This is a genomic window from Kitasatospora sp. NPDC042419 (assembly GCF_056437345.1).
In genome coordinates, this window is record NZ_JBWKAW010000001.1 from 766,884 (window position 1) to 785,976 (window position 19,093).

17 protein-coding genes are annotated in these 19,093 nt (G+C 73.5%); 1 reads left to right on the plus strand and 16 read right to left on the minus strand.

The features are described 5' to 3' along the window. Positions 1-162 precede the first annotated feature (162 nt). The 3 genes from nadD to AC067J_RS03420 form a co-directional block, all read right to left on the minus strand. Positions 163-795, minus strand: coding sequence for a nicotinate-nucleotide adenylyltransferase (gene nadD, locus AC067J_RS03410; RefSeq protein ID WP_478296267.1), 633 nt, complete (start codon positions 793-795; stop codon positions 163-165). Between the two features lie 220 nt (positions 796-1,015). Beyond that, on the minus strand, positions 1,016-1,174 hold the full coding sequence (locus tag AC067J_RS03415; RefSeq protein WP_327676842.1) for a hypothetical protein: 159 nt from the start codon (positions 1,172-1,174) through the stop codon (positions 1,016-1,018). A gap of 174 nt (positions 1,175-1,348) precedes the next feature. After that, positions 1,349-1,495 carry a hypothetical protein gene (locus tag AC067J_RS03420; RefSeq protein ID WP_478296268.1) on the minus strand — a complete coding sequence of 49 codons (147 nt, stop codon included), beginning with the start codon at positions 1,493-1,495 and terminating at the stop codon, positions 1,349-1,351. Positions 1,496-1,771: 276 nt separating this feature from the next. On the opposite strand from AC067J_RS03420, the gene AC067J_RS03425 reads away from it, so the two are divergent. Further along, positions 1,772-2,866 (plus strand): M48 family metallopeptidase, encoded by a 1,095-nt coding sequence (locus AC067J_RS03425; protein WP_478296269.1) that lies wholly within the window; start codon positions 1,772-1,774, stop codon positions 2,864-2,866. A gap of 91 nt (positions 2,867-2,957) precedes the next feature. On the opposite strand, the gene AC067J_RS03430 is transcribed toward AC067J_RS03425, so the two are convergent. From AC067J_RS03430 to AC067J_RS03490, 13 genes are all read right to left on the minus strand, one after another. After that, positions 2,958-4,022 (minus strand): SCO2583 family membrane protein, encoded by a 1,065-nt coding sequence (locus AC067J_RS03430; RefSeq protein ID WP_478296271.1) that lies wholly within the window; start codon positions 4,020-4,022, stop codon positions 2,958-2,960. A 124-nt stretch (positions 4,023-4,146) separates the two neighbouring features. Beyond that, complete coding sequence (locus AC067J_RS03435) at positions 4,147-4,734, minus strand: SCO2584 family spore wall biosynthesis protein (RefSeq protein ID WP_478296272.1); 588 nt, start codon at positions 4,732-4,734, stop codon at positions 4,147-4,149. 112 nt (positions 4,735-4,846) lie between these two features. Then, on the minus strand, positions 4,847-6,169 hold the full coding sequence (locus AC067J_RS03440; RefSeq protein ID WP_478296274.1) for a glutamate-5-semialdehyde dehydrogenase: 1,323 nt from the start codon (positions 6,167-6,169) through the stop codon (positions 4,847-4,849). A 118-nt stretch (positions 6,170-6,287) separates the two neighbouring features. Then, entirely contained in the window at positions 6,288-6,812 is a 525-nt protein-coding gene (locus AC067J_RS03445) for a hypothetical protein (protein ID WP_478296275.1), read from the minus strand. 143 nt (positions 6,813-6,955) lie between these two features. After that, positions 6,956-8,092: a glutamate 5-kinase gene (gene proB, locus AC067J_RS03450; protein WP_327676856.1), complete on the minus strand. Its 1,137-nt coding sequence runs from the start codon at positions 8,090-8,092 to the stop codon at positions 6,956-6,958. Between the two features lie 278 nt (positions 8,093-8,370). Beyond that, positions 8,371-9,849, minus strand: a complete 1,479-nt coding sequence (gene obgE / locus AC067J_RS03455) for a GTPase ObgE (protein ID WP_478296276.1) — start codon at positions 9,847-9,849, stop codon at positions 8,371-8,373. Positions 9,850-9,962: 113 nt separating this feature from the next. Next, entirely contained in the window at positions 9,963-10,220 is a 258-nt protein-coding gene (gene rpmA, locus AC067J_RS03460; RefSeq protein WP_209416555.1) for a 50S ribosomal protein L27, read from the minus strand. Between the two features lie 12 nt (positions 10,221-10,232). Next, complete coding sequence (rplU, locus tag AC067J_RS03465) at positions 10,233-10,550, minus strand: 50S ribosomal protein L21 (protein ID WP_030397424.1); 318 nt, start codon at positions 10,548-10,550, stop codon at positions 10,233-10,235. A 220-nt stretch (positions 10,551-10,770) separates the two neighbouring features. After that, complete coding sequence (locus tag AC067J_RS03470) at positions 10,771-14,472, minus strand: Rne/Rng family ribonuclease (RefSeq protein ID WP_478296277.1); 3,702 nt, start codon at positions 14,470-14,472, stop codon at positions 10,771-10,773. Positions 14,473-14,869: 397 nt separating this feature from the next. Then, a complete protein-coding gene (locus tag AC067J_RS03475; protein ID WP_478296278.1) occupies positions 14,870-15,670 on the minus strand; it encodes a TIGR03936 family radical SAM-associated protein in 801 nt (266 codons plus the stop codon). A gap of 176 nt (positions 15,671-15,846) precedes the next feature. Beyond that, on the minus strand, positions 15,847-16,272 hold the full coding sequence (locus AC067J_RS03480) for a PIN domain-containing protein (RefSeq protein WP_478296279.1): 426 nt from the start codon (positions 16,270-16,272) through the stop codon (positions 15,847-15,849). Then, a complete protein-coding gene (locus tag AC067J_RS03485; RefSeq protein WP_478296280.1) occupies positions 16,273-16,479 on the minus strand; it encodes a type II toxin-antitoxin system VapB family antitoxin in 207 nt (68 codons plus the stop codon). 134 nt (positions 16,480-16,613) lie between these two features. Further along, positions 16,614-18,539 (minus strand): TIGR03960 family B12-binding radical SAM protein, encoded by a 1,926-nt coding sequence (locus tag AC067J_RS03490; protein WP_478296281.1) that lies wholly within the window; start codon positions 18,537-18,539, stop codon positions 16,614-16,616. Between the last annotated feature and the right edge of the window lie 554 nt (positions 18,540-19,093).

Sequence of the window (19,093 nt, forward strand, 5' to 3'; positions counted from 1 at the left end):
GTACGGCGACTCCTGCTGCCCGCCGCCGTAGCCGCCCTGCTGCGAGTAACCCTGCTGGTACTGCTGCTGGTACTGCTGGGCGGGCCAGTCGTCCTGCTGCCCCTGCTGCCCCTGTGGTCCCTGCGGTCCCCTGCGATCGCTCATCCGTCGGCCCCTCCGGGATCAGGTCCGGTGCGGCGCGTAGAGCGCCCGCTTGTCGATGTAGCGGACCACGCCGTCCGGGACGAGGTACCAGACCGGTTCGCCCTTGGCGACCCGGTTGCGGCAGTCCGTGGAGGAGATGGCCAGCGCCGGGACCTCCACCAGGGAGACCCCGCCCACCGGAAGCCCGGCGTCCGACAGAGTGTGCCCCGGCCGGGTGCAACCGATGAAGTGGGCGAGCGAGAAGAGCTCGTCGGAGTCCCGCCAGGAGAGGATCTGGGCGAGCGCGTCGGCGCCGGTGATGAAGAAGAGGTCGGCGTCCGGGTGCAGCGCGCGCAGGTCGCGCAGGGTGTCGACGGTGTACGTCGGGCCCTCGCGGTCGATGTCGATCCGGCTGACCGAGAACTGCGGGTTCTCCGCGGTGGCGATGACCGTCATCAGGTAGCGGTCCTCGGCGGGGGTGACGTGGCGGTCGCTCTTCTGCCAGGGCTGTCCGGTCGGGACGAAGATCACCTCGTCCAGGTGGAACGCGCTGGCGACCTCACTGGCGGCGACGAGGTGTCCGTGGTGGATCGGGTCGAAGGTTCCGCCCATCACACCGAGGCGCCTCTTCACCGGCGCCGACCCGCCGGGGTTCCCGGTCTGCTCTCCCATGGCGCCACACCTTACGCGACGCCCGTTACGGTGCGGGAACAGCCGGGGGCCGGGCCTCCGGGGCACGCGAACGGGAGCGGCCGGCGGCTCCGCCGGACGCTCCCCGTGCCGTCGGCCACCGCTCCCCGCCCCGGGAGCCGACGGCCCCCGCCGAGGCCCGACGGCCCCTGCCGAGGCCCGGCGGTGCGGTGCCCGTCGAGGCCCGGCGGTGCGTCGAGGCCTAGCGGTCCTTGTTGAAGCGGGTCGTCACGAAGAGCAGCAGCAGAAGGACGAACAGCGCGGCGCCACCCGTCAGGTACGGGTTGAGGCTGTCGTGGTTGCCCCCCTCGCCCTCGTTCGCGAGGAGGTTAAGGACGGGGAGTGCGGCGGCAGTGCTCATGGTCGGCGGGACCTTCTCGGCTCGGGTGGCGGGCAGGAGGTTTGTCGGGCCGGTGAGGGCCCACCTGTCATCGTACGGGGGGTTACACCGCAACCGCTCGGCGGCCCACCGCGTCTGAACCGCCGTGAGCCCGGTGCCCGCACACGGCCGTCCGGCCGGTCCGCCGGCAGCCGGTCAGCTGTTGCGGCCGGCCCGCAGCAGGAGCCAGGCGAGCAGGCCGACCCCGACGAACGAGGCCACCACGATGATCCGCAGGAAGAGCCCTGGGCCGTCCTCCCCGGAGATCGGGGTGGCCAGGCTGACAAGGGCTTCGGTGGACATCTGCGGGCTCCTCGGACTGCTCGGTGCCGCGGCCAGGTCTGGCTCGGCTCTCCCGGACATTCAGGGTAGACCGGCCTCACACCGGCGCCGCCCACCGCCCCCCGGCCCCGGGCGCGCGTCGCCGGACGGGACCCCCGGCGGCCGTTCCCGGCCCGCTCCGGGCGTTCGCGGGGACGAGTACGCAACCGCGGACGTTGCAGAGACAGTCGTTGCAGGCGAAGACCAGCGGGGGCCGGCCAGCGGCCGGGGCCGCCGTCGACCAGGAGGGACCCACACATGACCGACACGACCGCGAAGACCCCGAGCCGTCGCCGCCAGCGGTTCCCGGAGATCTCCACCCGGGCCTGGGAGCATCCGGCGGACCGCTCGGCGCTGGTCGCGCTGCGCAAGCTGACCGGCTTCGACGACGTGCTGAAGAAGCTCGCCGGCCTGGTGTCCGAGCGCTCGATCCGCCTGATGTTCCTGGCCACCGCCGTGAAGACCTCGGAGCGCCAGTTCCCCGAGCTGTACGACATGGTCCGTGACGCCGCCTACGTGCTCGACCTCGAACAGGTCCCGGACCTCTACGTCACCCAGGACCCGGCGGTCAACGCGTTCTGCATCGGCATCGACACGCCGATCATCGTGGTCACCAGCGGCCTGGTGGAGCTCCTGGACGAGGAGGAGCTGCGCTCGGTGATCGGCCACGAGGTCGGCCACGCGATGTCCGGCCACGCGGTCTACCGGACGATGCTGCTCATCCTCACCAACATCGCCGCCCGGATCGCCTGGGTGCCGCTCGGCAACCTGGCGATCATGGCCATCGTCACCGCGCTCAAGGAGTGGTTCCGCAAGGCCGAGCTCTCCAGCGACCGGGCCGGCCTGCTGGCCGGGCAGGACCTCCAGGCGTCCATGCGGGCCCTGATGAAGCTGGCCGGCGGCCACAACCTGGCCGAGATGAACGTCGACGCCTTCCTTGAGCAGGCCGAGGAGTACGAGAAGGCCGGGGACCTCCGCGACGGCGTGCTCAAGCTGCTCCAGGTGCTGCCGCAGAGCCACCCGTTCGCGGTGGTCCGGGTCGCCCAGCTGAAGAAGTGGGCGGAGGGCGAGGAGTACCGCTCGATCCTGGCCGGTGCCTACCCGCGGCGCACCGACGACTCCGACACCTCGGTCGGCGACCAGTGGAAGGCGGCCGCCGACCACTACACGACCACGGTGAAGGAGAGCAAGGACCCGCTGATGGGCCTGATCCGCGACGTCGCGGGCGGTGCGGCCACCGTCGGCGGCAAGCTCCGCGACACCTTCACCGGCGCCGCCCGCAACGGCAACGGCAGCACGGGCAACGGCAGCGGCAGCACCGGCAACGGCGACGGCTCCCGCGACGGGAGCTGAGCCGCTCCCCCACCCGTAGGACGCGCCCTCGCGACGCGCCCGCACGGCGCCGCACGGGACGCGCCCGCGTGACGGCCCCCGGCGGCTCGCCTCAGCTCCCCGCCAGCACCCCGCACACCTGCCACGCGGGCCGGGCGTGGTTGCCCGGGTCGACGGCCGGCGGCCCGGTGGGCGGCACCGCGGGCTCCGCACCCGCCAGCACCGGCAGGACGAAGCCGGCCAGCGAGCCGTCGCACGGCGCCGGCCCGGCCTGCAGCACCGAGTCCACCAGCCGCAGCCGCGCCGAGGCCAGGTCGGTCCGGTCGAACTCGAAGGTCAGCTGCCGCCGCACGGTCTCCAGGGTGACCGGCGCGCCGCTCGGCGCCCCGGCCGCCTTCAGCGCGTAGACGAAGGTGTGGTCGGTGGTGATCTGCAGCGTCCCGCTGTCCGCCTCGTCGATCCGCATCGCGCCCGCGACCTTCACGGTGTCGGCGGCCAGCGCGACCTGCGCCGGGTCGAAGCGGACCAGCCAGCCGGTCAGCGCGTGGTGCCGGTCGTCGGTCGGCTGGGCGACACTGGCGTCGAACTGGGCCTGCTCGCCGGGGGTGACGAAGGCCCGCACGTCGGAGGTCGCGCCCTGCACCAAGGTGGCGGGCGCGAGCGAGGAGGCGACCAGGTAGCGCTGGACGGTGTCGAGCGCCTTGGTCACCTCCACCCGCGTGAAGTGCCCGGTGGCGGTCCCGGTCGGCGTCCCGAGCCCGACCGCGCCGTCGCTGTAGCCGGGCGGCAGTCCGGCGAACGGGTTGGCCGGGTCGGCGACCGCCCGGACCCCCGAAGCCGGGCTCAACGCCACCAGGCTGACGGTCAGTTGGCTTCCCTCGGGCCGGGCGGTGGGGCGGGTCGGCGAGCTGACGCCGAAGTAGACGGCGGCCGCGAAGGCCAGCAGGATCACCAGCAGCAGCGCGAGCGCCTGCCGGGGCACGGTGCCCAGCGGACCGAGCCGGACCTTGGGCCGGGTGGCCCGGCCGTACGCGCCGGCCAGCCGCTCCCGGGCCGACAGTTCCTGGATCCGGGCAGCCCGGACGAACGATTCGTCGAAGACGACGGACCGGTACTCGTCATCGTTTCCGGAACCACCCTCGGGCACACCCTCCGGAGGCTCTCGCGGGTCACCCATGACACCAGGGTAAGCCGCATCATCGCCCCGCCACGAGGCCTCTGACACAGATCACCGGAAGCTCTCCGTGACCGTTGGCGGCCGCCCCGGGGCGCGCTCGGCCCGGGCCCCGCCGGTCGGCGGTTCAGCCCGCCGGAGCGGTCACCACCAGCGACGGCTCGGCCGGTGACGGCGACGGGTCGTTCCCCGGGCTGCTGCTGCCGGACTCGGGCCTCCGGGGGGCGCCACCGGCACCGCCCACACCCTGGTAGACGGCAGCGACCGCGACGGCGATCAGGCCCACGCCCATGATCACAGCGAGCACCCAGGCCACCGGCCGGTGCCAGCGCTGCTGGGCGACGTAACGGCCGCGCCGGGCACCGAGCGGGTCGAACCCGGTCCGGCCCCAGCGGCGCGACTTCCGCCCGGCGGCCCGGCCGGGGCCGGTCCACGGGTCGGGGTAGCGGTGGTCGTCGTCGAGTCCGCTCGGGTACGGGCGGAGCTCCAGCGGCACCCCGTCTCCGGCCGGGGCCTCGTAGCCCCAGGCCGGACCGGCCGCGTCCGGCTCGAACCGGGCCTCGGCGGCGGCGAGCTGCCGCTCCTTGGCCGTCGGCTCGTGCACGGCGGCGGACCGTACGAAGGCCTCATCGAAGACCACGGTGGCGAACTCGTCGTCCGCACCACCGTGGTCGGCGCCGTCGGGGTACGGCAAGCCCCCCACATCCTCAGCCACGGATTCAGCGTATTACCGGGAGGGCGATTTGTCTGTGGCTCCTCCCAGTTGGTCCATCACCCGTGTGACGCGGGCCGCCCCGGGCGGCCCGGCGGGGCCGCCCGGGGGCCGGTCAGCCGGCGTCGGCCGCGCCGCCCACGGTCTGCGTCGCCTCGCCCCGCACGTGCCCGTCACCAGTGACGATGTACTTGGTGCTGGTCAGCTCCGGCAGGCCCATCGGGCCGCGGGCGTGCAGCTTCTGGGTGGAGATGCCGATCTCGGCACCGAAGCCGAACTCACCGCCGTCGGTGAACCGGGTGGAGGCGTTGACGGCCACCGTGGTCGAGTCGACCAGCTGGGTGAAACGCCGGGCGGCGGCCTGCGAGGTGGTGACGATCGCCTCGGTGTGGCCGGAGGACCAGCGGCGGATGTGCGCGACGGCGGCGTCCAGCGAGGGCACCACGGCGGCCGCCAGGTCGTAGGACAGGTACTCGGCCCCCCAGTCCTCGTCGGTGGCGGGCAGCACGGTGGCGGCCGAGCCCTCGGCGGCCTTGAGGACCGCCTCGTCGCCGTGCACGGTGACCCCCGCCTCGGCGAGCGCCGCCAGGGCGAGCGGCAGGAAGTCGTCGGCGACGTCCTGGTGGACCAGCAGGGTCTCCGCCGAGTTGCAGACGCTGACCCGCTGCGCCTTGGAGTTGAGCAGGATCCCGACGGCCATCGCGAGGTCCGTCCGCGCGTCCACGTAGACGTGGCAGTTGCCGGTACCGGTCTCGATCACCGGAACGGTCGAACCCTCGACGACGGTGCGGATCAGCGAGGCGCCGCCGCGCGGGATCAGCACGTCGACGAGACCGCGGGCACGCATCAGCTCCCGGACGGAGTCCCGGCTCTCGCCCGGCACCAGCTGGACGGCGTCGGCGGGCAGCCCCGCCCCGGCGACGGCGTCGCGCAGGACGGCGACCAGCGCGGTGTTGGACCGGTAGGCGGAGGCCGATCCGCGCAGCAGCACCGCGTTGCCGGACTTCAGGCAGAGCGCGGCGGCGTCCACGGTGACGTTCGGGCGGGCCTCGTAGATGATGCCGACCACACCGAGCGGCACCCGGACCTGGCGCACGTCCAGGCCGTTGGGCAGGGTGTAGCCGCGGATCACCTCGCCGACCGGGTCGGGCAGGCCCGCCACGTCGCGGACGTCGGAGGCGATCGCGGCGATCCGCTCGTCGGTGAGGGTCAGCCGGTCGATCACCGACTCGGCGGTACCGGCGGCCCGGGCCCGGGCGACGTCCTCGGCGTTGGCCGCGGTGATCTCGCCGGCGCGGGCCACCAGGGCGTCCGCGATCGCCTGCAGCGCGGCGTCCTTCGCCCTGCGCGGCAGTGGGGCGAGGTCGGCGGCGGCCTCCCTGGCACGGCGCGCTACGGCGAGAACGGGGCTGTCGGCGGTGGCGGGATCGCTGCTCATGCGCCAAGGGTAGCGACTGCCCGGACGCCGCCCGCCGGGTATTTCGCCCGGTGAGACGGCACCCGCACCGCCCGCCCGGCCCGAGCGCGCCGGGCCCCCGGGAGGAGCCCGCCGGGGCTCAGTAGGGGTGGACCCCGCCCAGGTGCGGCTGCGCACCGCCGAACCCCTCGGCCACCCGCTTGTGGTACGTCGCCCGGTCCACCACCTCCAGGCCGACGATCTCCCACGGCGGCAGGTTGGCGGTCACCTTGTGCTCGCCCCAGAGCCGCAGCGCGATCGCCGCCGCGTCGTGCAGGTCCCGGGCCTGCTCCCAGTACCGGATCTCCGCGTGGTCGGCGGCGTAGCGGGCGGTCAGGAAGAACGAGTGGTCGTGCGCCAGCCGCTCCAGCCCGGCCCGCAGTGCGGAGAGCGGCGTGACCTGCCCGGCCACGCTGAGCACCACGTGCCAGAGCCGGGCCTGCTCGGGCACGGCGGGCGGCTCGGTCGCGTCGCGCCGGTCCGGCCGGAGCCGGTGCACCGTACCCGGCCCCTGGGGCGGCGGACCGGCCGGACCGGCGGGAGCGTCGTCCCCGCCGCCGTCGATGCTGCTCAGCCGCCGGCCTGCCGTCCCTCCGGTCAGCGCTGCCTCGCGCCTGCGTTCCACCGGCGGCCTCCTGTTCGGCGATGTCGTGTCGTCGTGCCCGCCGGCCCCGGCCCGACGCGTACGGCTGCGCCCCTCCTCGCCCGCGGCCGGGCGTGCTCCCCGTGCGGAGCCGCCCGTGGCCGACTGGTCGGCCGACCGGCCGGTCAGCCGCGCAGGACGACCAGGTCGTCGCGGTGGACGACCTCCCGCTCGTAGGCGGCGCCGAACTCCTGGGCCAGGTCTCGGGTGGACCGGCCGAGCAGGCGGGGCAACTCCCTCGCATCAAAGTTGACCAGTCCGCGCGCCACGATGTGGCCGTTTTCGGCAAGAAGGTCCACCGGATCGCCCGCGGCGAACTCGCCGTCCACCTTGACGACACCGGCGGGCAGCAGCGAGGCGCCGCCGGAGACGACGGCGCGGACGGCACCGGCGTCGAGGTGCAGGGCGCCGCGCGGGCTGCTGGCGTGGGCCAGCCAGAGCATGCGGTCGGAGGAGCGGCTGCCGGTGCGCAGGAAGAGGGTGCCGGTGGGGCGGCCGGACAGCGCGTCGGCGGCCTGGCTGGCGGCGGTGAGCACCACGGGGATGCCGGCGCCGGTGGCGATCCGGGCCGCCTCGACCTTGGTGACCATGCCTCCGGTGCCGACGCCGGCCTTCCCGGCGCTGCCGATCTCGATGCCGTCCAGGTCGTGCGGGCCGGCGACCTCGGCGATCCGGCTGGTGCCGGGGCGGCTGGGGTCGCCGTCGTAGAGGCCGTCCACGTCGGAGAGGAGGACCAGCAGGTCGGCCCGGACCAGGTGGGCGACCAGCGCGGCCAGCCGGTCGTTGTCACCGAACTTGATTTCGGCGGTGGCGACGGTGTCGTTCTCGTTGACGACCGGCATCGCGCCCATCGCGAGCAGCTGGTCGAGGGTCCGGTAGGCGTTGCGGTAGTGGGCGCGGCGGCTGGCGTCCTCGGCGGTCAGCAGCACCTGGCCGACCCGGATGCCGTAGCGGGCGAAGGAGGCGGTGTAGCGGGCGACCAGCAGGCCCTGGCCGACGCTGGCGGCGGCCTGCTGGCGGGCGAGGTCCTTGGGGCGCCGTTCCAGGCCGAGCGGGGCGAGGCCGGCGGCGATGGCGCCGGAGGAGACGAGGACGACCTCGGGGGCGTCGTCGCGGGCGCGCACCTTGGCGATGGCGTCGACGAGGGCGTCGACGCGGTCGGCGTCGAGGCCGCCGGCCGCCGTGGTGAGTGAGGAGGAACCGACCTTGACGACGATCCGGCGCGCGGTCAGCACCTCCGCCCGCAGGGAGTCCTCGCTCATCTCGCTGTTCGCCTCTCCGGTGTGGTGCGGTTACGGCGGGGCCGGGCCCGGCCGCCACCCCCGCAATCTACGCGATCGGTACGGACCGCCCGCAGCGCGTTCCACCCGCCGGACAGCGGCCGGGCAGCGGGGCGGGCAGCGGTCGGACGGCGGGGCGGGCAGCGGCGAGGGCACCGCCCGGGCCACGGCGCGGGCGGCCGGGCGCAGCCGGAACCCCGTCGACGAGCAGGCCCCCACCGCCCGTTCGGGCGATGGGGGCCTTGTGGTCCGGTACCGGCTCAGTCTTCCTCGTCGTCGCCCTCGATGGCGGCCTGGCGGCCGCTGGAGAGCGCCTCGAAGGCGAGGAACTCGGCCTCGGCGGCGTCCCGGCCCTTCTGCTTCTCGCGGCGGCGGTCGACCGCCGGGCGCGGGTTCTCGAAGCGGTGGTCCTCACCGCGGCGGCCGAGCATCTCCGCACCGGCGGCCATGGTCGGCTCCCAGTCGAAGACGACGGCGTTCTCGTCCGGACCGATGATGACGGTGTCGCCCTCGTGGGCGCCGACCTTCCAGAGCTTGTCCTCGACGCCGAGGCGGGCCAGCCGGTCGGCGAGGTAGCCGACGGCCTCGTCGTTGGAGAAGTCGGTCTGGCGGACCCAGCGCTCCGGCTTGACGCCGCGGATGCGGAAGGCGCCGTCCTCCTCGGTGATGGTGAAGCCGGCGTCGTCGACGGCGGCCGGCCGCAGCACGATCCGGGTCGACTCCTCGATCGGCTTGGCCGCGCGGGCCTCGCCGACGATCTGGGCCAGCGCGAAGCTCAGCTCGCGCAGGCCCTTGCGGGAGGCGGCGGACACCTCGAAGACGCGGTAGCCGCGCTCCTCCAGTGAGGCGCGGGTGAGGTCGGCGATGTCCTGGCCGTCCGGCACGTCGACCTTGTTGAGCGCGACCAGGCGCGGCCGGTCCTCCAGGCCGCCGTACTCGGACAGCTCGGCCTCGATGGTCTCCAGGTCGCTCAGCGGGTCGCGGCCGGGCTCCAGGGTGGCGCAGTCGAGCACGTGCACCAGCACCGAGCAGCGCTCGACGTGCCGCAGGAACTCCAGGCCGAGGCCCCTGCCCTGGCTGGCGCCGGGGATCAGCCCGGGGACGTCGGCGATGGTGTAGACGGTCTCGCCGGCGGTGACCACGCCGAGGTTGGGGATCAGAGTGGTGAACGGGTAGTCCGCGATCTTCGGCTTGGCCGCGGAGAGCACCGAGATCAGCGAGGACTTGCCGGCGCTCGGGTAGCCGACCAGGGCCACGTCGGCGACGGACTTGAGCTCCATGACGATGTCACGGGCGTCACCGGGCTCGCCGAGCAGCGCGAAGCCGGGGGCCTTGCGGCGGGCCGAGGCGAGCGCCGCGTTGCCGAGGCCGCCGCGGCCGCCCTGGGCGGCGACGAAGCTGGTGCCGTGGCCGACCAGGTCGGCGAGCACGTTGCCCTGGCGGTCGAGCACGACGGTGCCGTCCGGCACCGCGAGGACGAGGTCCTGCCCGTCGGCACCGGTGCGGTTGCCGCCGGCGCCGGGCTTGCCGTTGGTCGCCTTGCGCTTGGGCGAGTGGTGGTACTCCAGCAGGGTGGTCACCTGCGCGTCGACGGTGAGGATGACGCTGCCGCCCTCGCCGCCGTTGCCGCCGTCCGGGCCGCCGAGCGGCTTGAACTTCTCCCGGTGCACGGAGGCGCAGCCGTGGCCCCCGTTACCCGCGGCGACGTGGAGCTCGACGCGGTCCACGAAGGTGGTCATGGGGTGTGCCTCCAGTACGAAGAAGTCTGCGGTGCGATGTCGCTACCTGCGGTAAAGCACAGAGGGTGGACCGGAACATTCCGGCCCACCCTCCATTGTGAGTCTGGTGTGACTCAGGCCTCGGTGGCCACGATGTTGACGACCTTGCGGCCGCGGCGGGTGCCGAACTGCACAGCACCGGCGGTCAGCGCGAACAGGGTGTCGTCGCCACCGCGGCCGACACCGGCACCCGGGTGGAAGTGGGTGCCGCGCTGGCGGACGAGGATCTCGCCGGCCGAGACGACCTGGCCGCCGAAGCGCTTCACGCCGAGGCGCTGGGCGTTCGAGTCACGGCCGTTACGGGTAGAGCTTGCGCCCTTCTTGTGTGCCATCTCGCTATCCCCTTACTTGCTGACGGAGTCGATGCTCGTGATCCGCACAGCGGTGTGCTGCTGGCGGTGACCCTGGCGGCGACGGTAACCGGTCTTGTTCTTGTAGCGCAGGATGACGATCTTGTCGCCCTTGGTCTGGTCGACCACCTCGGCGTGAGCCTTCACGCCGGCCAGCACCCACGGGTCGGAGGTGACAGCTTCACCGTCGACGACCAGGATGGTGGAGAGCTCCACCGAGTCACCCGGCTTGGCCTCGATACGGTCGATCTCCAGCACGTCGCCGACGGCGACCTTGTGCTGGCGGCCGCCTGCGCGAACGATCGCGTACATGCGGTACCCACTTTCCTAACTCGGTCGGAGCTCCTGATGCCAGCCACCTGGGTACGGACACAGGGGCCTCTCCCGGGCATCTCTGACGAGGGGCCCGGAAGGTGATGTGCTCGGGAGCAAGGCGTAGACACGCCGATGGTCAAGAATACGGACCGGCCGCCTCTGGGGCAAACCGGCCCGTACGGGCCCGGGACGGACCGTGTCCGTCCCGGGCCGGGCACTACTCGGCCGCCGTATCACCCTCGGCGGCCGCCGCCTTCTTGGCCGCCGCGCTGGTCCGCTTGGTGGCGGTCTTGCGGGCGGTGGTCTTCTTCGCCGCCGTCGTCGTCTTCTTGGCGGCGGCAGCGGTGGTCTTCTTCGCGGCGGTCTTGCGGGCCGCCCGCTTCTTCGGCGCCGGCGCCTCCTCGGCGGGCTCCTCGGTCGCGCCCTCCTCGGCCGTCTCCTGGGCGACCGCCTCGGCGGCCTCCTCGGTGGCAGCCGGCTCGACGGCGGCCGGCTCGACGGCAGCGGACTCGGCGGCAGCGGACTCGGCAACCGGCTCGGTGACCGGGGCCTCCTCGACGGCCTCCTCGACCGGCTTCTCGGCGGCCGCGAGGGCCGACTCCAGCGCCGCCTCGGCCTTGGCCTGCAGCACCACGATCTCCGCCTCGCCCGGCGCCCCGGCCGGGGCCGTGGCCTTGCGCACCGCACGGCGGCGGGTACGCCCGGCGGGCGCCGCGACGGGCGCCGGCTCGACGGCCACCGGGGCCTGCGTGACCGGCTCCACGACGGTCTCGACGACCGGCTCGACCTCGGCGGGAGCCTCGGCCCCCGGCACCTCGATCGCCAGCTGGCCCTCGATCTCCTCGCGCACCGGCGCCTCGAAGGGCTCGACGTCGAACTCCTCGACGACCTCCAGGGCCTCCGCGGCCTCGACGGCCTGCGGCTCCTCGTGGGCCGCGCCGCCCTTGCCCCGGCGGCGGCGCTTGCCGCTGCCCGCGCCGGCCTCGACGGCGACCGCGCCGCCGTTGCCGTGGACGTGGCTGCTCGGCTGCTCCATGTGGACGATCACGCCGCGGCCGTTGCAGTGCACGCACGGCTCGGAGAAGGACTCCAGCAGGCCCTGGCCGACCCGCTTGCGGGTCATCTGCACCAGGCCCAGCGAGGTGACCTCGGCCACCTGGTGCTTGGTCCGGTCCCGGCCCAGGCACTCCAGCAGGCGGCGCAGCACGAGGTCCCGGTTGGACTCCAGGACCATGTCGATGAAGTCGATCACGATGATGCCGCCGAGGTCGCGCAGCCGCAGCTGGCGCACGATCTCCTCGGCCGCCTCGATGTTGTTCCGGGTGACCGTCTCCTCCAGGTTGCCGCCCTGGCCGACGAACTTCCCGGTGTTGACGTCGATGACGACCATCGCCTCGGTGCGGTCGATCACCAGCGAGCCGCCGCTGGGCAGCCAGACCTTGCGGTCCAGCGCCTTCATCAGCTGCTCGTCGATCCGGTAGGTCGCGAAGACGTCCACCTCGGAGGTCCACCGCTGGAGCCGCCCGGCGAGGTCCGGCGCCACGTTGGACACGTAGTCGTGGATGGTGTTCCACGCCTCGGTGCCGGAGACGATGACCTTGGTGAAGTCCTCGTTGAAGATGTCGCGGACGACCCGGACGGTCATGTCCGGCTCGCCGTACAGCAGGGCCGGCGCGTTGCCGCTGGTGGCCTTCTTCTGGATGTCCTCCCACTGCTGCTGCAGCCGCTGGACGTCGCGGGTCAGCTCCTCCTCGGAGGCCCCCTCGGCGGCGGTGCGCACGATGACGCCCGCGTCGTCCGGGACGATCTTCTTGAGGATCTGCTTCAGGCGGGCGCGCTCGTTCTCCGGCAGCTTGCGGGAGATGCCGGTCATCGAGCCCTCGGGCACGTACACCAGGTAGCGGCCGGGCAGCGAGATCTGGCTGGTCAGGCGGGCGCCCTTGTGGCCGATCGGGTCCTTGGAGACCTGCACCAGCACGGACTGGCCGGACTTCAGCACCGACTCGATCCGGCGCGGGCCGCCGTGGCCGCCCAGCGCGCCGAAGTTCACCTCACCGGCGTACAGCACCGCGTTGCGGCCCTTGCCGATGTCGACGAAGGCGGCCTCCATCGACGGCAGCACGTTCTGGACCTTGCCCAGGTAGACGTTGCCGACGTACGAGGTGGCCTGCTCCTTGTTGACGTAGTGCTCGACCAGCACGCCGTCCTCGAGGACGCCGATCTGGGTCCGCTGGCCGTTCTGGCGCACCACCATGACGCGCTCGACCGACTCGCGGCGGGCCAGGAACTCGGCCTCGGTGATGATCGGCACCCGGCGGCGGCCCAGCTCGCGGCCCTCGCGGCGGCGCTGCTTCTTGGCCTCCAGACGGGTGGAGCCCTTGATGGACTGCACCTCGTCCGGGTCGAAGGACGGCTCGCTGGAGCGACGGCGCGGCTCGCGCACCTTCACCACCGTGCGGACGCCGTCCTCGGTGGTCTCGGGGGCCTCGACGGCGCCGGCCTCACCGCTGCGGCGGCGACGGCGACGGCGGCGGCGGGAGGAGGACAGGCCGGCGGCGAGGTCGTCCTCGTCGTCCTCCTCGTCCTCGGCGGCCGCGAGCGCCTCGTCGGCGGCCTTCCCGGCCTCCGTGGTCTCGACCTCGGCCTCCTCGGCCTCACCGCGACGGCGGCGACGGCCACCCCGGCGGCGACGGCGCGACGGACGGCCGTCCTCCCACTCGTCCTCGGCCTCGGGGCCGGTGACGGGGGCCTCGGCGACGGGCGCCTCGACCGGCTCGGCGACGACGGCGCGCTTCTCCGCGACGGGCTTCTCCGCGACGGGCTTCTCGACGACCGGCTTCTCCGCGGCAGGCTTCTCCGCGGCGGCCCTCCGCTGCCGGGACGGGGCCTGCACCCGGACCTGGGTGCGGGTGCGGCGGCGGCGGCCGACTCCGCTGTACTCGAACTCGTCCTCCTCCGCGCGCAGCTGCTCCGGCGCCTCGGCGGCCTCGACCGGGGCCTCGGCCTGGGCGGCCGCCGCGGCAGCCGCGGCGGCGGGCTGCGCCGCGGGCGGGGCGACGTAGGGGGCCGGCTCCTGGAAGACCGGCGCCTGGAAGATCGCGGTGGACGGGCGGACCGCGCGGCGGCGCACCCGGCCGGTGACCGGCTCGGGCTCGGCGACCGGCGCGGGCGCCGCGGCGGGCTCCTCGGCGACGGGCTCCTCGACGGCCGGCTCCTCCTCGGTGACCGGCTCCTCGGCGGCCGGCTCCTCCAGCGGGGCCTCGGCGACCGGGGTCGCCTCGACCACCCGGCGGCGGCGGGCACGGCGGGCCGGCGCGGCGGGCGCCTCCTCCGCCGGGGCCTCGACCGGCTCGGCCTGGGCGGCGGCCGGCTCCTCGACGGCGGGCGTCTCCTCGGCGACCGGCGCCTCGACCGGAGCGGCCTCGGCCTTCTTCCGGGTCCGGCGGGCCCGCGCGGGCTTCTCGGCCTTCTCGGTGACCTGCTCCGCCTGGTCGGCGGAGCTCTCGGCCTTCTCGGTCTTCTCCGCCCTGGCGGCCTTCGCGGCCGGCTTCTCGGCGACCGGGGCCTCCGTCGCGCCGGCGTCCGGCGCGGTGACGACGATCGGGGTCGCCTCGGGCGCCCCGGCGGGCGCCTCGGCCCGCTTGCGGGTCCGGCGGGCGCGCACCGGCTTCTCCGCCGCCGGTTCGGCGGCGGACGGCTCGGCGGCGGGGGCCGGCGTCTCGGCCGGCTTCACCTCGGCCTCGGCCGGGATGACCGTCTCTGCGGCGGCCGCGGCCGCGCCCTGGGGCGTACCGGCCGGGCGGGACACCGCGCGGCGGCGCCGGCGCGGCGGCGCGGCGGACGCGCCCTCGCCACCGGTCACGGCGGTGTCGTTCTGTTCCGTCGCCGCAGACTGCTGCGGATCGGTGTTATCGAGCATGCGGGTGGATCTCCCGTCAGGCCCCCGGGCTCCGCATCCTGGCACGGCGGGGCACCGGTGGCGCCGGCCGGCATCACGATGATGCTCGGGCCGGACCCTTCACGGTGCCGCCGCGCGGACGCGAGGCCGCACAGGGGCTCGTAGTCTCGCTCGGCGCCCCGCACTCGGCGGGGTGTCGAAAGTCTTCTGGTCTGACCAGTCTTCTGAGGTTTTCCCAAGCTGCGCCGTCCCCCAACCCCGGGTGGCTCCCGGACGGGGTCCTCGGGCCCACCGACCATCGGGGTCGGCGGGCCGCAAGAGGCCGGCCTGTGCTTCGACGACGCTCGCTCCCCTGGGGAGCAGCGGGGGCCTGGAGGACCAGCGGGCCCAGTGTGTAACTGGACCCGGCCTCCGCCCGCTAGGCGGACGCGGTTGCGCGCGGCTCGCCGGCCGTCAGAGGGCCGGCCTGGGCCGCGGCGCGGTCGAGCGCCAACGGGTCGGTCACCGTGCCGGTCCCCTCGTCGAGCGGCCCCTGCGCCAGCCTGGTCACCTCTGCGGGGACCGGCGGCGCCAGGTCGGCCGTCGCACGGAGACCGGACAACACGTCGTCGGGTCGTACGGCGGGTGTGGCGTGTCGTACTACCAGGCGCAGTATCGCACAGGGACGCCCGGTCCGAACATCGCGGCCCCCTTCGCCGTCCGTGTCCGCACCGCCGTCGACCTGCGGCGGGGCGATTTCGAGCGCCGCCACCGCGCCGCGCGCGTCGAAGACCCGCACGCCGTTCTTGGTGAGGCGTTCGACCTCGACCCGCTCCTGGGCCAGGAACAGCCCGACCGCGCGCGCCGCGTCCTCCGGCGTGACACCGTCCAGGCGGACCTGCCACTCGGAGGCCTCCAGGCGCTCCACGAAGTTGGGCGTCCGGACCTCGACGGCGTCGATGACGTCCAGACCGGCGGGCAGCGACTCGTCCAGTTGGGCGCGCAGCTGCTCGGGGTCGCGCGCTGCGGCGAGCCCGATCTCCAGGTACTCCGCCTCACTGGCCACGCCGGTCGGCGCGGCGTTGGCGTAGGACACCTTCGGGTGCGGGGTGAAGCCGGCCGAATAGGCCATCGGCACCGCCGACCGGCGCAGGGCGCGCTCGAAGGCGCGCTGGAAGTCACGGTGGCTGGTGAAGCGGAGCCGGCCGCGCTTGGTGTAGCGGAGACGGATCCGCTGCACCGTCGGCGCGGGCGGCGGACCGTCGGGCGTACGGCGTGCCAGGGTCGCTCAGTCCTTAGTCAGTTGTCCCCGTCCGTCGCGGCGGCGGCTTCCCGCCACTGTCCGGACTCTGTCACCTCAAAGGGTACGCGCCCCCGCCACCCCCTCGCTCCGCCCCTGGCCAGGCGCGCAGCCGGTCAGTCCAGCGACCCGGGTTCGGCCAGCCACCTGGCCTTCAGGTCGGTGTGCTGGGCGATGGTCTCGAAGTCCCGGTCGTAGTGCAGCACGGTCAGTCCGTGGTGCATCGCGGTGACGGCGACCAGCAGGTCGGGAATTCCCGCCGACCGGTGGCACCCGTTGGCGACCAACCGCTCCTGGATCGACAGCAGCCGCTGCCACGCGTTGTCCGGCACCACGGCCCACCCGTAGACGTCCGCCAGGGACGCCTTGATCCGCCGGTAGTCGTCCGCGGACCTGGCCGAGTAGAGGATCTCCGCCTCGGTCGGCGGGCACAGGGCGATCCGGCCGGCCAGCAGCACCTCGCCCCAGACGTCGCGCAGACCCGCGCGGAGGATCCGCACGTGCGCCGACTTGTCGATCAGGAACTGTTCAGCACCGGCCATTCAGCGCCACGCCTCTTCTTCGAAGCCCGGGTCCAGCAGCCCGTCGAACGCCCCCTCGTCGGCCATCGCGGTCAGGTGGGCGAGCGCCCGCTCCCGCCGGTAGCGCAGTCCGACCTGCTCCAGGGCGGCGTTGACGGTGTCCTTCTTGGTCTTCGTGCCGAGTACCTCGGCAGCCAGGGCGAGGGCTTCTTCATTGATATCGATCATCGTCTTGGCCACTTTGTACACCGCCACTTCTCAATATCAAATTGACAACCAGAAGCATACTATATCGAATATGTTTCGGAATATGGAAGTGCCCCCATCGGATGTATCCGATGGGGGCACTTCCATATATCCGGTTACTTGACCACGGTCAGTGGCAGCAGCTTCTTGCCGGTGGGGCCGATCTGGATACTGGTGTCCATCTGGGGACACACCCCGCAGTCGAAGCAGGGGGTCCAGCGGCAGTCGTCGACCTCGACCTCCTCCAGGGCGTCCTGCCAGTCCTCCCAGAGCCAGTCCTTGTCGAGGCCGCTGTCCAGGTGGTCCCAGGGCAGCACCTCCTCGTAGGTGCGCTCACGGGTGGTGTACCAGTCGACGTCGACGCCGGTGCCGGCCAGGCCCTTCTCGGCGGAGGCCATCCAGCGGTCGTACGAGAAGTGCTCGCGCCAGCCGTCGAAGCGGCCGCCGTCCTCGTAGACCGCCCGGATGACGGCGCCGATCCGGCGGTCGCCGCGGGAGAGCAGGCCCTCGACGATGCCGGGCTTGCCGTCGTGGTAGCGGTAGCCGATGTTCTTGCCGTACTTGCGGTCGCCGCGGATGGAGTCGCGCAGCTTGGCGAGGCGGGCGTCGGTGGCCTCGGCGGACAGCTGCGGGGCCCACTGGAACGGGGTGTGCGGCTTGGGCACGAACCCGCCGATGGAGACGGTGCAGCGGATGTCGTTCTGGCCGGTGACCTCGCGGCCCTTCTGGATGACGTTCTTCGCCATCTCCCCGATCTGGAGCACGTCCTCGTCGGTCTCGGTGGGCAGGCCGCACATGAAGTACAGCTTCACCTGGCGCCAGCCGTTGCCGTAGGCGGTGGCGACGGTGCGGATGAGGTCCTCCTCCGACACCATCTTGTTGATCACCTTGCGCATGCGCTCACTGCCGCCCTCGGGGGCGAAGGTGAGGCCGGAGCGGCGGCCGTTGCGGCTCAGCTCGTTGGCGAGGTCGATGTTGAAGGCGTCGACGCGGGTGGACGGCAGCGACAGGCCGATCTTGTCCTCGGCGTAGCGGTCGGCGAGGCCCTTGGCGACGTCGGCGATCTCGGTGTGGTCGGCGGAGGAGAGCGACAGCAGGCCGACCTCCTCGAAGCCGGTGGCCTTCAGCCCGCGCTCCACCATCTCGCCGATGCCGGTGATGCTTCGCTCCCGCACGGGGCGCGTGATCATGCCGGCCTGGCAGAAGCGGCAGCCGCGGGTGCAGCCGCGGAAGATCTCGACGGACATCCGCTCGTGCACGGTCTCGGCGAGCGGGACGAGCGGCTGCTTGGGGTAGGGCCACTCGTCGAGGTCCATGACGGTGTGCTTGGAGACCCGCCACGGCACGCCGGGAGCGTTGGGCACGACGCGGGCGATCCGGCCGTCGGGCAGGTACTCGACGTCGTAGAAGGCGGGCACGTACACGCCGCCGGTGCGCGCCAGGCGCAGCAGCAGTTCCTCGCGCCCGCCGGGGCGGCCCTCCTCCTTCCAGGCCCTGATGATCTTGGTCATGTCGAGCACGGCCTGCTCGCCGTCGCCGATCACGGCGCAGTCGATGAACTCCGCGATCGGCTCGGGGTTGAACGCGGCGTGGCCGCCGGCCAGCACGATCGGGTCGTCGTCGCCCCGGTCCCGGGCGTTCAGCGGGATGCCGGCCAGGTCGAGGGCGGTGAGCATGTTGGTGTAGCCGAGCTCGGTGGAGAAGGAGAGCCCGAACACGTCGAAGGCGCGCACCGGGCGGTGGGCGTCGACGGTGAACTGGGGGACGCCGTGCTCGCGCATCAGGGCCTCCAGGTCCGGCCAGACGCTGTAGGTGCGCTCGGCCAGCACGCCCTCCTGCTCGTTGAGCACCTCGTAGAGGATCATGACGCCCTGGTTGGGCAGGCCGACCTCGTAGGCGTCGGGATACATCAGCGCCCAGCGGACGTCGCAGGCGTCCCAGTCCTTGACGGTCGAGTTGAGCTCGCCGCCGACGTACTGGATCGGCTTCTGGACGTGCGGGAGGAGGGCCTCCAGGCGTGGGAAGACCGATTCGACAGTCATGTACTAGGAACCCTTACGACGTTTGACGACCGCCGCGCGCACTGCTGGCGACGGCTTGGAGGGGTGACCCTCAAGGGTAGCCGAATCGCGACGGGCTCTTTCCGGCCCGCACGGGGCCGACGCCCGGGCGGCCGGGGCCGCCCCGGCAGGTGAACGCCGCCCGACGGTGCGGCGTCGGCGGTGGTTGACACGCTCGGAGGCCGCGTGCGGTACTGGCAAGGCTCTGCCGGAGGGTCCTGTACGCCGTCGAGGCAAGGGAGTTGACCATGCACAAGGCAACCGGCCCCGGCCTCGCGCTCGGGACCGCGGTCCTCCCGCCCGGTGCCGCGGGCGGTTGATCCGCCCCGGCGGACCGGCACCGGCCGCGGCGAGGCCGCCCCGCGCACGGTAGCCGGACGGCCCGCCCGGGTATGCCCCCGCAGAGCGGGCTCCTCGCAGCACCTTCACCTCACCACTTCATCACCTCACCGCAGCACCGCCGTCACTCCCCGCAGCACCCGCAGCATCCGCAGCACCTCTCCGCGGACCGAACCCCCGCGGACCGAACCCCGCAG